Here is a 13,665-nt window from a genome sequence, read left to right as displayed (position 1 = left end):
ACCCTCGAGACGCGCCGAGCGAGCCCGCTGGGCGCCCGCCCGCCGAGATGTCGAATTCGGCCCCTGATCCAGTCGGATCAGGGGCCGAATTCGACGTCTCGGCGGGCGGTTGGGCGCCGCGGTCAGCTCAGGGAGCCGTGGATCTGGTCGTCGTCGTCGATGTGGTCGTCGATGTCCGACGAGGTCAGCCCGCGGCCGCCACGAGGCACCTGCGGCTCGTCGCCGGACCCACCGTGGTCGTGACGCTCGTCGTCGTCCTCGTCGTCCTGGTCGTCGTCATCGTCGTCGTCCGAGTCGTCGACGACGAGGGGCGTCGCCTCGCCGTGCACCTCACCGAGCGCCTCGTCGTAGACGTCGAACGCGTCCGCCAGCACGTAGTAGGTGTCGTCGACACGCGGGTCGTCGTCGCCGCGTCGCGTGACGACGGCGTCGTAGTGGGCTTCGAGCGCGGCGATGAAGCGGTCGAGCGCGGCACGCGGGTCATCGGTCATGTGCTGACGGTATCGCCGCGCGGTGCACAATGGCATCCAGAATGCGCGGCCGGCCCGTTCGGCGCCGGACGCGCCCGAGACGGCGACGACGAGCGAGGGATGCGCATGGCACCTACGGCACGGACGACGTCGGACCGGCCCGCGTACCGGTCCGCCTGGTCCACCCACGGCCACTACGAGTACCGGGTGCTCACCTTCGACCGGAGCACCAGCCCCCTGGCCGCGCGCCAGGTGCTCACCGAGGAGGCCGAGTACGGCCGCTGGGAGCTCGCCCGCACCCGCCTGTACCTCGGAGGCATGCGCAAGGTCTGGCTCCGCCGCAAGATCATCCGCGCGCGCAGCACGCTCTGAGCCGGCGCGTTCGATGACGACGCCGACGTTCCGCAAGCAGCGCCCCGGCGCGCCGCACGGCTTCTTCGCGACCGAGGCCGCGGGGCTGCGGTGGCTCGCGGTCGACGACGGCCCGCGGGTCGTGCGCGTGATCGACGTCACGGACGACCGGCTCGACCTCGAGCGCGTCGAGCCGGCCCCCGCCACTCCCGACGCCGCCGCGCGGTTCGGCCGGGACCTCGCCCGGATGCACCGCGCGGGCGCCGCGGCCCACGGGGCGCTGCCGCCGGGCGCCGAGCACGCCTGGTTCGGCCCGCTCGAGGACCCGCTGCCGCTGCCCGCCGGCCGGTGGGACGACTGGCCGACGTTCTACGCGCAGGCGCGGCTCCTGCCGGTCGCCGAGCAGGGCAGGGAGCGCGGCGCGCTCGGGCCGGACGACGTCGCGGCCCTGCAGCGGCTCGCGTCCCGCGTCGCCCGGGTGGCCGGGCCCACGGCCGCGGCGGAGCCCGCGGCCCGCCTGCACGGGGACCTGTGGTCGGGCAACGTGCTGTGGTCGAGCGAGGGGGCCGTCCTCATCGACCCGGCGGCGCACGGCGGTCACCGGGAGGCCGACCTGGCGATGCTCGTCCTGTTCGGCGCACCGCACCTGGACACGATCGTGGCCGCCTACGACGAGGCGGACCCGCTCGCCCCGGGCTGGCAGCGGCGTCGGGCCCTGCACCAGGTCTACCCGCTCGCCGTGCACGCGGTGCTCTTCGGTGGCGGCTACCGGGCACGGCTGCGCCGGTCGATCGACGCGCTGCTCGACTCCTGACGCGCCGGGCGGGCGCCCGCTCAGCAGGTACGCAGCAGCCGGTCCAGGACCCGGCACCCGAAGCGCAGCGCGTCGGTCGGCACCCGCTCGTCGACGCCGTGGAACATCCCCGAGAAGTCGAGGTCCGGCGGCAGCCGCAGCGGCGCGAACCCGTAGCCCGTGATGCCGAGGCGGGCCAGGGACTTGTTGTCGGTGCCGCCGGAGAGCGTGTAGGGCAGCACGCTCGCGCCCGGGTCCTCGGCGTGCAGGGCGTCGACCATCGCGTCGACGAGGTCGCCGGAGAACGGCACCTCGAGCGCGACGTCCTGGTGCACCGGCTCGATGCGCACGTGCTCGCCGGCGAGCTCGCGCAGGGTGGCCATGCCGTCGTCCTCGAGGCCGGGCAGGAGGCGGACGTCGATCGTCGCCTCGGCCGTGCCCGGGATGACGTTCGCCTTGTAGCCGGCGCCGAGCTGGGTGGGGTTCGCGGTGTGCCGGACGGTCGCTCCGACGAACTTCTTGGCCGGCCCGAGCGCGTCGACCAGCGCGTCGACCGCCCCGGGGTCCTGTGCGTCGAACGGCAGCCCCGTCAGGTCGGCCACGCCGCGCAGCAGCGCGTCGACGGTCGGCGTGAGCCGGTAGGGCCACGGGTGCGACCCGATCCGTGCGACCGCCTCCGCCAGGCGCGTCACCGCGTTGTCGAGGTTGACCTGGGAGCCGTGCCCGGCGGTGCCGTCGGCGACGAGCCGCAACCAGGCCAGGCTCTTCTCGGCGGTCTGCAGCAGATAGGTGCGCCGGCCGTCGATCTCGACGGAGAAGCCGCCCACCTCGCTGATCGCCTCGGTCGCGCCCTCGAACAGCTCGGGCCGGTGGTCGACGGCGTAGCGCGCCCCGTAGGCGCCGCCGGCCTCCTCGTCGGCGAAGAAGGCGACGACGACGTCCCGCGCTGGCCTGCGCCCCTCGCGCGCCATCTGCCGCACGACCGCGAGGATCATCGCGTCCATGTCCTTCATGTCGACGGCGCCGCGCCCCCACAGCAGCCCGTCGATCTCCTCGCCCGCGAACGGGTCCACGGACCAGTCGCCGGCCTGGGCCGGCACGACGTCGAGGTGACCGTGCAGCACGAGCGCGGGACGCGAGCGGTCCTCGCCGGCCAGGCGGACGACGACGCTCGCGCGCCCGGGCGCCGACTCGAAGAGCTCCGGCTCCAGGCCGACCTCCTCGAGGCAGGCCATCACGTACTCGGCGGCCTTGCGCTCCCCCGGGCCGGAGCCGTCGCCGAAGTTGGAGGTGTCGATCCGCAGGAGGTCCTGGCAGATGCGCACGACCTCCGACTCGGCGGTCTCGGGTGTGCCGGCGGGTCGGGAGGAGGCGCTCATGCCGCAACGCTACCCGGCGGGCGCAACCAGCCCGTCAGCCCGCGCGCACCCCGGGAGTGACGGTCGGGACGCCGTCGGGCCACGGCTCGGCGGGGGTGCGCGCGTCGCCGGCCAGGAGGGTCCCGATCCAGCCGTCCACGCGGACCCCGCGCTTCGTGAGGAACCCGCGGACCTGGCCCTCGACGCGGAACCCGAGCCGCCACGCGACCCGGCGCGAGGACCAGTTGCCGACCTCCGCCCGCCACACGAGCCGCTCGGCGTCCAGGCCCTCCGGGTCGAGCGCCCAGTCGACGACGAGGGTCGCGGCCTCGCCCATCAGCCCGCGCCCGCGCGCCTGCGGCGCGAGCCAGTACCCGATCTCGGCGGACACGCGCGGCACCGCCGGGTCGAGGTTCAGCCCGACCATCCCGACCAGCCGCCCGCGCTCGCGCAGCGCCCAGGTGTGCTCGGTCCCGCGCGCCCACCCCGGCCCGACGACGTTCTCGACGAACCCGACGGCGTCGTCGCGCGTGTAGGGCGAGGGGACCGTCGTCCACTCCTGGACCGCCGCGTCGCTGCAGACCTCGGCGATCCGGTCGACGTCGTCGTGCGTCGGGACGCTCAGCTCGACCCGCTCGCCGCGGATCACGAATGGCTCCATGGCGCTCATGCTGCCACGCGGGGAGCCGGCCCTCAGTCCGCCAGCGCGTCGTCGACGGGCGTGGACGCCATGCCGTGCGCGTCGGCGACCGCCTGGCTCGTCAGGGCGCCGCGGTGGGCCGTGAGGCCGGCGCGCAGGCCACGGTCGTCGAGTGCGTCCCGCCCGCGGTCCGCAAGGCGCGCGAGGTAGGGCAGGGTCGCGCTGGTCAGCGCGTGCGTGCTGGTCACGGGGACCACGCCGGGCATGTTGGCCACGCAGTAGAAGGTCGATCCCGCGACCCGGAACACCGGGTCGTCGTGGGTCGTGGGCCGCGTCGCCTCGAAGCACCCGCCCTGGTCGACGGCGACGTCCACCAGAACGGACCCGGGCCGCATGCGGCCCACGAGCTCGGTGCTCACGAGCCGTGGGGCCCGGGCGCCGGCGACCAGGACGGCGCCCACCACCAGGTCGGCGGCCAGCACCGCCTGCTCCACGGCGTACGGCGTCGAGGCCACGGTGCGCACCCGGCCGTCGAACCGGCGGTCGAGGTCGTCGAGGACGTCGAGGCTCAGGTCCAGCACGGTCACGTCGGCACGCAGGCCGACGGCGATCTCGGCCGCGTGGCGCCCGACGGTCCCGCCGCCCAGGACCACCACGCGTCCGGGCAGGGTGCCCGGCACCCCGCCGAGCAGGACGCCGGCGCCGCCCGCGCTGCGCAGGAGGTAGTGCGCGCCGACCTGCGTCGCCAGCCGTCCGGCGACCTGCGACATGGGGGCCAGCAGCGGGAGGCCGCCGTCGCGCCCGCGCACGGTCTCGTAGGCGATCGCCGTCGTGCCCGCGCCGAGCAGCGCCCGCGTGCCCGCGGGGTCCGCCGCCAGGTGCAGGTAGGCGAAGAGGATCTGCCCCTGGCGCAGCAGCGGGTACTCGTCGGCCACCGGCTCCTTGACCTTGCACACCAGGTCGGCGGCGCCCCAGACCTCTTCGGCGGACGCCACGATCCGGGCGCCCGCGGCGACGTAGTCCGCGTCGGCGACCGCCGAGCCGAGGCCCGCGCCGGCCTACACCAGGACCACGTGGCCAGCACCGGCCAGGCGGTGCGCGCCCGCCGGCGTCAGCGCTACCCGGTACTCGTTGTTCTTCACCTCGGTGGGGATCCCGACCTTCATGCCGGTGTCTCCGCGGCCGTGCCCGATCCCGGGTCGGGCGGCTCGTCACCCGGCGACCGGTCGCCGGTGCGGGCCTCGTCGGCGTCGCCCGCGCCCGCCCGGGCGACCGTACCGGCGGTCCCCCGCGAGCGCAGCACGCCGAAGACCGCCCACGCGACCGCGAGGAGCGGGACGGCGACGACCGCGCCGAGGATGCCGCCGAGGATCGTGCCCGTCGTCACCCCGAGGCCGACGACGAGCGGGTGCAGGGAGACCTGCTTACCCATGATGAGCGGCTGCAGGACATGACCCTCGAGCTGCCCGATGAGGGCGATCCCGATCCCCACGACCGCGGCGATCACGACTCCGTCGGCCGCGAGCGCCACGACCATCGCGACCACCATCGCCAGCGGCGCGCCGATGAGCGGGATGAACGCGCCGATGAACACCAGCACCGCCAGCGGTGCGGCCAGCGGGACGCCGAGGATCGCGAGGAAGATCCCCGCGAGGATCCCGTCGGACAGCGCCACGAGCACCGTGCCGCGCGCATAGCCGGAGAACGTGTACCAGCCCGCGCCGCCGGCGGTGCGCCAGCTCTCCCGGCCGTCCTCCGGCAGCTGCCCGAGGAACCAGTCCCAGATCTTCGACCCGGACGCGAGGAAGAAGACGGTGCAGAAGATCGCGAGGGCGAGCACGGCGAGGCCCTCGGCGATCGACCCGGCGCTCGCCGCCGCCTGGCTCGCGATGTCGCCGCTGTGCGACGTGAGCCACTCGCGCCCGTTGTCGACCCACTGGTTCACCTGGTCGGCCGTCAGGTTCACCGGCAACGGACCGTTCTCCAGGTAGTCGAGGATCTTGTCGACCCCCGCGCCGAACTCCTGGCTGAGGTCCTGCCACTGGCCGGCCACGGACGTGATGACGTAGGCGAGCAGGCCGGCGAAGACCGCGAAGCCCGTGAGCAGGGACAGCGCCGTGGCGAGCGGCCGCGGCATCCCCCGCGCGTACAGGTTGGTCAGCGGCCGGGTCACCGCGGTGAACACCAGCGCCAGGAACACGGCGGTGAAGACGATCGCGATCCGGCTGGTCGCGACGAACACGAGGCCGATGCCGACCGCGACGACGAGCAGCCGCCACGTCCACCCGGCGGAGACCCGCAGCCAGCGCGGCGGGAGGTCGCTGCGCGCCGCCCCGGGCGGAGCCGGCCGGATCCCCGCGACCCTCCGCGGTGGCGTGCTCGGTTCGACGCTGCCCATCCGACCTCCCGTCGACGTGACGCGCTGCGGCGGTCCGGGGACCACCGCAGCGCCCGGTGTGACCCCAGTCTCCCCCACCGCAGGGATGCACGCGCCACCCAGAACCCGTGCTAGATTTCTACCCGCACCGCGAGGGCCGGAAGGCTCCCGAGGTCCACTCGTCCGGGTGGCGGAATGGCAGACGCGCTAGCTTGAGGTGCTAGTGCCCTTTAACGGGCGTGGGGGTTCAAGTCCCCCTCCGGACACTCGTTGAGACAGCGACGACGAAGGCCCCCGATCCCGCCGATCGGGGGCCTTCGTCGTGCCCGCGACAGGACGGAGGACTCAACCGCCGTCCAGGCGCCGTGCCGCTGCGAGGGCCAGAAGGTGGAACGACTGGGCCTCCACGGATCGGCCCGGGCCGGTCGAACCGCGGCGCGCCGCAGACGCCCTCGACGAAGCCGAGCGGACCCACCTGCGCTCGCGCGGTATCGAGGAGCGAGGTCCCCACGTCGGCGTAGCCGGCGGGGAGCCACCCGTCGGCCACGCCGGTGAGCACGGTGTACGCGAGCATCTGCGCGACGTTCGTCTCGGTGAAGCTGGTCGGGTCGTCCAAGACGTCGTGGAACAGGCCGTCGGGCCGTCGGTGCTCCAGGCAGGCGTCGACCAGCTCTCGCGCCTGCTCCCGCGCCCGGCGGGCGAAGCCGCCGTCGTCGATGCCCTCCTCGGCGAGCAGGTGCAGCGCGCGGGCCAGGCCCGCGGCGACCCAGCCGTTGCCGGTCCCCCACCGCGCAGCCCTGCTGAGCGTCCGGGAGTCCTCGTCCCAGCGGTGCGCGTAGAGGCCCGTCGCGGGGTCCCGCAATCGCCGCTCGTGCCCGTCGAGCTGGCGCCGGGCCTCGTCGACCCGGCCAGCCAGCACGAGCAGCGGGACGACCATGTAGACGGTGTCGACCCAGACCTCGCGCATCCCCGCGAGGTGGAAGACCGTGCCGTCGGCGGCACGCGGCGCACCGCTGCAGATCCAGGCCACCTGCCGGTCGAACGCTTCGGCCAGGGCGTCGTCGTCGTGCCGGCAGCTCGCCCGGCGCACCACCTCGCCGACGGACGCGGAGTTGACCAGCCCGTCCCCGTCGATCTCGGCGAGCCGGCCGTCCGAGGCCTGCCGTGCTACGGCGTCGTAGGCGACCACGTCGGCCAGGTCGTCCAGCCCGAGGTCGAGGAACGCGTGGCTCGCCACGCCCTGCTCCCAGGACTGTCGCTGCATCGCCAGCAACGCGCACAGCACCCGATGTCCGGCACCGACCGATGCACCCCGCCGTTCCTGAGCCATCCTGGACCACGCCTCTCCACGGACCTCCAGCAGGGCGGACTCTATCGGGGCGTGTCGGTCGAGGCTTCCGTGGGGGGTGGTGTTTGGCGCGCTTGGCACACTTTTTTTAACGCGGTTCCGGGATAGAGTGCGGCGACATCCGGGACGAACCGGCACAGCCGCCACCACCGACGAGCGAGGTCCTGCACGAACATGATGGGCGGTCACCACGCGGCGAGCGGCGCCGCGGCCTGGGTCGCGGTCACCTCGACCGCCCCCTACACCCTGGGCATCCACCCGGTCTCCGACGTCGGGGTCGTCACCGGTGCGGTCGTCTGCGCCGGCGCCGCCCTCCTGCCCGACGCCGACCACCGCTCGGGGACGATCGCGCGCTCGCTGCCGCCCGTGTCGAACGTCGTCGCGCGCGCCGTGGCCGCCGTCTCGGGAGGGCACCGCAACGGCACCCACTCGATCCTCGGCATCGCGGTCTTCACCGGCCTCGCGTGGCTCCTCGGGCGCTGGCACGTCGAGACGGCGGCCCTCGGGACGGTGGACGTCGGAGCCGGCGTCGTCGCGGTGCTGCTCGTCGCGTACGCGATGGACGCGCTCGACCTCCTGGGCACCGGCAAGCTCGCGCCGTGGGCGATGTCGGTCGTCGTCGCGGGCCTCGTGGCCGTCCTCGCGCCCGAGGAGTGGAACTGGCTCCCCCTCGCCGTGGGCCTGGGCGCCACCGTGCACGTGCTCGGCGACCTGCTCACCACCGGCGGCTGCCCGCTCCTGTGGCCCGTCGAGATCCCCTCGCCCCGCTGGGTGCGGCGCAGCTTGCTGCTCAGGCAGCTGTGGCACTCCGGCGGGAACGTGGCGCTCCCCCTGCTCGGCGACGCCGGCTCCGCGCGAGAGTGGGTCGTGATGACACCGGTGAGCTGCTACGCCGTCGCGGGCGTGCTCTGGTCGTTGCTCACCCAGATGGGGTTCGACACGTCCGGGATGGTCGGCGAGATCCGCGCGGCGCTCTGAGGTGCCGCGCGGCTCACGCGTCGAGGGGGGCCAGCGGCCACCCACCCGCGGCGAGGACCGCCCGCACCCGGGCGACGTCGTCCTCGAGCGGCGGCTCGAGCGTGGCCCGCTCGATCGCCGCCTCGACCGACCGGACGTCGATCGGTCCGCCGTCGTGCCAGCGGACCACCTCGAGCGCCACGTCGCGCGTCTCGTCGTGGGTGAGGGTGCGTCCCAGCAGCGCGAACAGGGGCACGTAGTCGTGCTCGGGCACGCCCCCGGGATACCCGGTGCGCAGCCAGCCCACGACGCGGGCGACGGCTCCGGCGGCCATCCCTCAGCCCGCCACGATCAGCCAGATGCCGCCCGTGACGGCGACCGCCACCAGGGCGAAGCACACGACGGCGGCGGCGAGGTGGGCGGGCGTCCGGTGCCACGGCGCGTCGTCCTGGCCGCCGTCGCCCGGGCGCGCGCCGCCCGCCGCCGGGACGGGCCGGCCGGCGAGCGCCCGGATGCCCAGGGCGAAGAGCAACGGCAGCCCGGCCCCGAAGAGCAGGCTCGCGACGGCGACCTTGCCGAGCGCCTCGAGATCGATCCACTGGTCCATGACGTCCTCCTCAGGCGGTGGCGGGGGCGGACGCTTGGTCCGCCTCCCACGGGTCGTTGACGTTGTGGTGGCCCACCGGCGTCCTGCGGGCGGCGTACCAGAACCCGGCCGCCGCTGCGACCAGCAGCGCGAGCACCACGACGTCCCCGAGCCCCCCGCCGACGACGTGCTGGACCGCGAAGGTCGCGGCGCCGACGAGCCCGGCGGCGGGCAGCGTCACGACCCACGCCGTCGCCATCCGCCGTGCTACCGACCACCGCACCTGCGTGCCGCGGCCGAGCCCGGAGCCGAGGACCGAACCACTCGCCACGTGCGTCGTCGAGAGCGGGTAGCCGAGCTGGCTCGAGAGCAGGATCACGGCGGCGGACGACGTCTCGGCGGCCATGCCCTGCGGCGGCTCGATGTCGACGATGCCCTTGCCGAGGGTGCGGATCACGCGCCAGCCGCCGATCCAGGTGCCGAGCGCCATCGCCAGGGCGCAGGCGAAGACGACCCACAGGGGCACGTCGGCGCCCTCGCTCAGCGTCCCGTGCGCGATCAGCGCCAGCAGGATCACGCCCATCGTCTTCTGCGCGTCGTTCGTGCCGTGCGCGAGGGAGACGAGCGAGGCCGAGCCGATCTGGCCCCAGCGGAACTCCCGGGTGCGGCTCTTCTCAGGCACCGTCCGGGTCGTGCGGTAGACCAGCCACGTGCCCACGGACGCGACGAGCGCGGCGAACACGGGCGCGAGGACCGCCGGGATGACGACGCTCGAGACGAGGCCCTGCCACTCGACGCCCGACAGGCCGACGGCGGCGAGCGCGGCCCCGACCAGCCCCCCGATCAGGGCGTGCGACGAGCTCGAGGGGATCCCGAGGTACCAGGTCGTCAGGTTCCAGACGATCCCGCCCGTGAGACCGGCGAAGACCATCGGGAGGGTGACCACGCTCTGGTCGACGACGCCGTGCGCGATCGTCGCGGCGACGGACAGCGAGAGGAAGGCGCCCACCAGGTTCAGGCAGGCGGACAGGAGGACCGCGGTGCGCGGCCCCAGCGCCCCGGTCGCGATGGACGTGGCCATCGCGTTGCCGGTGTCGTGGAACCCGTTCGTGAAGTCGAACCCGAGCGCGGTCACGACCACGACGACGAGCAGGATGGTTTCCGTCACCCGCCCAGCGTCGGCACGCCGGCGGGCCACGGCAATCCCTGGCGAGCGAGTTCACCGAGTGTTCATCCTGCCCGCGGCCCGCCGCGGGCGTGCTGCCCCCGGTCAGGCACCGGCGACGGCCGACGCCCCGCGGCGCAGCGCCAGGACGAGCGCGCCGGCCACGAAGAAGTCCTTGTCGAGCTCGCGGCGCGCGTCCCGGACCGCCCGTCTCAGCGACTCCGCGGCCTCGTCGAGGCGCGCGAGGGCGTCGTCGTCCTCCGCGTCCTCGCCGACGGTGCGCAGCGCGTCCGCGTAGGCGTGCAGGGCGGCGGCAGCCGCGGGACGGAGCCGGCTCCCGAACGCGAGGTCGTCGCGCCCGCTCTGCTCCCACTCGACGAGGAGGCGGACGAGGTCCGTCACCACGTCGGCCGACGTCTCGAGCGCCCCCGCCCGGTCGACCTGCGCGGCGGCCCAGTCCCGGTGCCAGCGCAGCCGGGGGTTCGCGCGCGAGGCCTCCCGCGTCAGACCGACCGCCTCCCGGGCCTCGGCGAGGGTCGGGCTCACCGCGCGGCGCCGCTCGCCCCACTCGTCCTCGGACGGCGCGCGGTCGCCCTCGAGCCCGCCGGCGAGCGCCTCGAGCTGCTCGACGAGCACGTCCCGCAGGCGGTCGAGCGCGGCCTCGGTCGGGGTGAGGGGCAACGGCGGCACCAGGAGGTTGACCGCGATTCCGACGAGGGAGCCGACCACGACGAGGCCCGAGTACGCTCCCACGAACTCCACCTTCTCCGCGTTCCCGAGGATGAGCACGAACAGCGCGGAGGTCACCGCCCAGCTGCCCATCTCCCCCAGCGGCCGCCAGCCCGAGACCAGCAGCGCCAGGCCCACGACCAGCGCCACTGACACCTCGTCCGGGGCCAGGACCAGGTCGACACCCCGCGCGATCGCCGCCCCGACGAGGATGGCCGCGAGCGCCTGCAGCGACTCCCGCACGGACCGCACGAGGGTGCTCGTGGTGGCGACCACGGCGCCGAGCGGCGCGTAGTAGGCGTAGTCCGAGAGGGGCGCGGGCGCGAGCACGCCGACGAGATAGGCGAGGGCCGCGGAGACGGCGCCCTTGAGGGCGAGCGACCACCGGGGGTGGAGCACCCACTGCCGGTGCGCGGCGTCCAGGAAGCGCCTCGGACGTCGACCGTGCGCGCTCGTGTCGCGTCCCGTGTTGTGCACCGCCCGATTCTCCACCGTCCGAGGGTGGCGTCCGGACACGCGCCTCGCACACCGCGGGCCCGGACGCCACCGGTGCTGCGAGCGCCGGTGGCGCGTGTGACCGTGGTCGCACCGGCACCTTTCCGGCGCGCGGTCACCGAGACCGAGGAGAGCGACATGAGCGAGAACGACGAGCGCGGCTACGACCCCGCCGAGGATCCCGACGCCGACCCGGCGTCGCTCAACCCGCGCACGGGCACCGGCGCACCGGCAGACTCCCCTGGCGACGGCGACCCCGACGGGGACCCGGACAGCCTCAACCCGCGCAGCGGCGAGGCGGCGTCCGACGGGGAAAGCTGATGCCGCCCGGCACGGACCGCGGCCTCGATCCGCGCACCGGCGGGGAGACGGCCGGCTACTCGTCCCCGGACGCCGCGGCGCGGCCCGTCGCCCTGGTGACGGGGTCGGAGTCGGGGATCGGCCGCGCGAGCGCAGTCGCCCTCGCAGCCGCGGGGTTCGACCTGGCCCTGTGCTGGTATGCCGACGAGCACGAGGCCGAGCGGACCGCCGGTCAGGTGCGCGAGCACGGCGCCGCCGCCCGGACCCGCCGCCTCGATGTGACGGACCTCGACGCCCTGGCCCCCGCGGTGGACGGTCTCGCAGCCTCGCTGGGCAGGCTCGACGCGCTCGTGAACGTCGCGGGCACCGGCGCAGCGACGGCGTTCCTGGAGACGAGCCTGGGCACCTGGCGCGAGGTCATGGCCACGGACCTCGACGGCCCGTTCCTGCTCATGCAGGCCGCCGCACGCCAGATGGTCTCCGCGGGCCGGGGCGGGCGCATCGTCAACGTCACGAGCGTCCACGAGCACGCGCCCCGCGTCGGCGCCGCGCCCTACTGCGCGGCCAAGGGCGGGCTCGGGCTCCTGACGCAGGTCGCCGCCCTGGAGCTGGCCGAGCACGGCATCACCGTCAACGCGGTGGCGCCCGGGGAGATCGCGACGCCGATGACCGGTCAGGAGGACCAGGACCCGCACGCGGCGCAGCGCCCGGGCGTCCCCCTCGGGCGGCCCGGCGACGCGCGGGAGGTCGCGGCGGTCGTCGCGTTCCTCTGTGGGCCGTCGGCCACCTACGTCACCGGCGCGTCGTGGCCCGTCGACGGCGGGATGCTCCGCATGGGACCGATGGCGGGCTCGCACCTGACGTCCGACGACTGGCGGCGCCCGTAGCCCACCCCGGGCACCATCCGCACGGCCACCGAAGGAGGACGACCATGCCGGATCCCACCTCACGGGAACCCCCCTCACCCGACCCCGCCTCGCCCGACCCCGACCCGCACCGTTCGACCGCCCGCTCGCCGGCCGCCGACTTCTCCGCGAGCGGCGACGTCCAGCCCGGCGAGACGCCGCCCGCCGAGGACCAGGTGAGCGCCCCGCAGGGCCACGAGGAGCATGGCCCCGCGCGAGCGGTGCCGTGGCTGTGGATCGGTGTGATCGGCGGCGTGGTCGCCCTCACGGCGCTAGCCTTCCTCGGTTACGCGGTCGGCCTGCTCGACTGAGGGCCCCGCGGCCGGGACCCGAGGCGATCGGCGAACGAAGGATGCCGAGCGGCGCCCGTCCCGCTACGGTGACGAGAACGAGTCAGGCCACGGCTCGGACCTCACCAGCACAGCACGGGAAGCAGGGTCGTGTCGATCGATCCCATCGCCGTCGAGAGCGCCCTCGCGCTCGGGACGCACCAGCTCACCGGGCAGTACCGCCTGGACCTGCGCACCGGTTCGTGGTGGTGGTCCGACGAGTCCTACCTCATCCACGGCTTCGCACCGGGCGAGGTCGTCCCCACCACCGAGCTCGTCCTCGCGCACAAGCACCCGGAGGACCGCGAGCGCGTCCGTCGCATCCTCGACGCCGGCGGCAGGACCGGAGCCCCGTTCACGAGCATCCACCGCATCATGGACGCGCGCGGACGAGAGCGGACCCTCGCCATCGTGGGCCACGGCGAGCTGGACGACGCCGGCGAGCTGGTGGCGCTGTCGGGTTTTTTCGTCGACATCACGACGACGGTCACCGAGCTGAGCGACGACCGCGCGACGCGGCAGATCGCGGCCGCTGCCGCCGGCCGCAGCACCATCGAGCAGGCCAAGGGCGTCCTGGCGGCGGTCTGCGGCGTCGACCCCGAGGCCGCCTTCGGGCTGCTCCGGACCGTGTCCAACAACCGCAACGTCCGCCTGCGCGAGCTAGCGGCGGACGTCGTGGAGGCCGCAGCGGCCGGACGCCTGCACGCGAGCGACTTCCTCGGGGCTGCCGCCGCGGGCGGCTGAGGCGGAGAGCGGCCGGAACGCCGTCAGGACAGGTCGGTGAGGAAGGTGTGGCACTGCTTCGCACGCTCGGAGTCCTCCGCCATGACCTTCTCGAAGAAGCCGGCGATGTCCTCCTTGC

16 protein-coding genes, 1 tRNA gene and 1 pseudogene are annotated in these 13,665 nt (G+C 74.7%); 8 read left to right on the top strand and 10 right to left on the bottom strand.

All coding sequences use genetic code 11. The annotated features are described in order from the left end of the window. Positions 1 to 122: 122 nt before the first annotated feature. Positions 123 to 491 (bottom strand): primosomal protein, encoded by a 369-nt coding sequence (locus EDF32_RS10510; RefSeq protein WP_123308506.1) that lies wholly within the window; start codon positions 489 to 491, stop codon positions 123 to 125. Between the two features lie 105 nt (positions 492 to 596). Here EDF32_RS10510 and EDF32_RS10505 point away from each other — a divergent pair, with 105 nt between their 5' ends. Next, complete coding sequence (locus EDF32_RS10505; RefSeq protein WP_148061595.1) at positions 597 to 842, top strand: DUF5703 family protein; 246 nt, start codon at positions 597 to 599, stop codon at positions 840 to 842. Positions 843 to 855: 13 nt separating this feature from the next. Beyond that, entirely contained in the window at positions 856 to 1,635 is a 780-nt protein-coding gene (locus EDF32_RS10500) for a fructosamine kinase family protein (RefSeq protein WP_123308504.1), read from the top strand. A gap of 20 nt (positions 1,636 to 1,655) precedes the next feature. Here the strand turns inward: EDF32_RS10500 and EDF32_RS10495 are convergent, their stop codons facing one another. The 4 genes and pseudogenes from EDF32_RS10495 to EDF32_RS10480 all read right to left on the bottom strand — a co-directional run bounded on the left by EDF32_RS10495 (position 1,656) and on the right by EDF32_RS10480 (position 6,010). Further along, positions 1,656 to 2,993: a M20/M25/M40 family metallo-hydrolase gene (locus EDF32_RS10495; RefSeq protein ID WP_123308503.1), complete on the bottom strand. Its 1,338-nt coding sequence runs from the start codon at positions 2,991 to 2,993 to the stop codon at positions 1,656 to 1,658. A 34-nt stretch (positions 2,994 to 3,027) separates the two neighbouring features. Continuing rightward, positions 3,028 to 3,633: a GNAT family N-acetyltransferase gene (locus EDF32_RS10490; protein ID WP_123308502.1), complete on the bottom strand. Its 606-nt coding sequence runs from the start codon at positions 3,631 to 3,633 to the stop codon at positions 3,028 to 3,030. A 32-nt stretch (positions 3,634 to 3,665) separates the two neighbouring features. Next, a pseudogene (gene ald, locus EDF32_RS10485) lies at positions 3,666 to 4,778 on the bottom strand (alanine dehydrogenase). Beyond that, positions 4,775 to 6,010, bottom strand: coding sequence for an AI-2E family transporter (locus EDF32_RS10480; RefSeq protein WP_123308501.1), 1,236 nt, complete (start codon positions 6,008 to 6,010; stop codon positions 4,775 to 4,777). Before EDF32_RS10480 ends, ald begins: the two are co-directional and overlap by 4 nt. 160 nt (positions 6,011 to 6,170) lie before the next feature. On the opposite strand from EDF32_RS10480, the gene EDF32_RS10475 reads away from it, so the two are divergent. Then, a tRNA-Leu gene (locus EDF32_RS10475) sits at positions 6,171 to 6,255 on the top strand. On the opposite strand, the gene EDF32_RS10470 is transcribed toward EDF32_RS10475, so the two are convergent. Continuing rightward, the gene (locus tag EDF32_RS10470) at positions 6,237 to 7,226 is read right to left on the bottom strand and encodes a glycoside hydrolase family 88 protein (RefSeq protein WP_199734909.1); all 990 of its coding nucleotides are present in this window, start codon (positions 7,224 to 7,226) and stop codon (positions 6,237 to 6,239) included. The genes EDF32_RS10475 and EDF32_RS10470 overlap by 19 nt on opposite strands. A gap of 285 nt (positions 7,227 to 7,511) precedes the next feature. On the opposite strand from EDF32_RS10470, the gene EDF32_RS10465 reads away from it, so the two are divergent. Then, positions 7,512 to 8,315 carry a metal-dependent hydrolase gene (locus EDF32_RS10465; protein WP_123308500.1) on the top strand — a complete coding sequence of 268 codons (804 nt, stop codon included), beginning with the start codon at positions 7,512 to 7,514 and terminating at the stop codon, positions 8,313 to 8,315. 13 nt (positions 8,316 to 8,328) lie between these two features. Here the strand turns inward: EDF32_RS10465 and EDF32_RS10460 are convergent, their stop codons facing one another. The 4 genes from EDF32_RS10460 to EDF32_RS10445 form a co-directional block, all read right to left on the bottom strand. After that, positions 8,329 to 8,628, bottom strand: a complete 300-nt coding sequence (locus EDF32_RS10460; protein ID WP_123308499.1) for a DUF3349 domain-containing protein — start codon at positions 8,626 to 8,628, stop codon at positions 8,329 to 8,331. A 3-nt stretch (positions 8,629 to 8,631) separates the two neighbouring features. Further along, complete coding sequence (locus EDF32_RS10455; protein ID WP_123308498.1) at positions 8,632 to 8,901, bottom strand: hypothetical protein; 270 nt, start codon at positions 8,899 to 8,901, stop codon at positions 8,632 to 8,634. Positions 8,902 to 8,911: 10 nt separating this feature from the next. Then, positions 8,912 to 10,048, bottom strand: a complete 1,137-nt coding sequence (locus EDF32_RS10450; RefSeq protein ID WP_123308497.1) for an inorganic phosphate transporter — start codon at positions 10,046 to 10,048, stop codon at positions 8,912 to 8,914. A 102-nt stretch (positions 10,049 to 10,150) separates the two neighbouring features. Then, the gene (locus tag EDF32_RS10445; protein ID WP_123308496.1) at positions 10,151 to 11,251 is read right to left on the bottom strand and encodes an aromatic acid exporter family protein; all 1,101 of its coding nucleotides are present in this window, start codon (positions 11,249 to 11,251) and stop codon (positions 10,151 to 10,153) included. A gap of 156 nt (positions 11,252 to 11,407) precedes the next feature. Between EDF32_RS10445 and EDF32_RS10440 the strand changes: the two genes are divergently transcribed. From EDF32_RS10440 to EDF32_RS10425, 4 genes are all read left to right on the top strand, one after another. Next, complete coding sequence (locus tag EDF32_RS10440; protein ID WP_148061594.1) at positions 11,408 to 11,590, top strand: hypothetical protein; 183 nt, start codon at positions 11,408 to 11,410, stop codon at positions 11,588 to 11,590. Then, a complete protein-coding gene (locus EDF32_RS10435; RefSeq protein ID WP_123308494.1) occupies positions 11,590 to 12,456 on the top strand; it encodes an SDR family oxidoreductase in 867 nt (288 codons plus the stop codon). The genes EDF32_RS10440 and EDF32_RS10435 overlap by 1 nt, the downstream gene beginning before the upstream one ends. A 44-nt stretch (positions 12,457 to 12,500) precedes the next feature. Continuing rightward, the gene (locus EDF32_RS10430; protein ID WP_123308493.1) at positions 12,501 to 12,785 is read left to right on the top strand and encodes a DUF6480 family protein; all 285 of its coding nucleotides are present in this window, start codon (positions 12,501 to 12,503) and stop codon (positions 12,783 to 12,785) included. A gap of 129 nt (positions 12,786 to 12,914) precedes the next feature. Continuing rightward, entirely contained in the window at positions 12,915 to 13,547 is a 633-nt protein-coding gene (locus EDF32_RS10425; RefSeq protein ID WP_123308492.1) for a PAS and ANTAR domain-containing protein, read from the top strand. The last annotated feature ends 118 nt before the right edge of the window (positions 13,548 to 13,665 follow it).

It is taken from the genome of Cellulomonas sp. PhB143 (assembly GCF_003752595.1).
Classification (GTDB): domain Bacteria; phylum Actinomycetota; class Actinomycetes; order Actinomycetales; family Cellulomonadaceae; genus Paraoerskovia.
This window is presented reverse-complemented; position numbering and strand designations above follow the sequence as displayed.